General features: G+C 46.9%; 1 protein-coding gene. It reads left to right on the top strand.

Annotation, left to right across the window (positions count from 1 at the left end; translation table 11 throughout):
* Positions 1–11: 11 nt before the first annotated feature.
* On the top strand, positions 12–254 hold a 243-nt coding region (locus tag KB213_RS12165), incomplete at its 3' end, for a RagB/SusD family nutrient uptake outer membrane protein (protein ID WP_211683506.1).

Raw genomic sequence — 254 nt, 5'->3', positions numbered from 1 at the left:
AACGAGTTCCGATGCAGAGAGGAACTGTTGGTTTTCGTTCCGACGAGATGCAAGTTGTTGCCAATAACTGGGATCAACAAAGATATGCCGATTGGGAGCGTTGGAACGATGTAGCTCCTGCACCTACTACCAACCAATTGGACTGGGGTGGATTTTATAATGTCATCTTCATAGCCAACCATGTTATTGAAAATCAAAAGCAGATTACCGAGGGTACTCCTGCCGAGATCGATCAACTAGCTGCCGAGGCCTAC

The sequence above is a fragment of the Neokomagataea anthophila genome (genome assembly GCF_018122595.1).
GTDB classification, from domain to species: domain Bacteria; phylum Pseudomonadota; class Alphaproteobacteria; order Acetobacterales; family Acetobacteraceae; genus Gluconobacter; species Gluconobacter anthophilus.
This window is presented reverse-complemented; position numbering and strand designations above follow the sequence as displayed.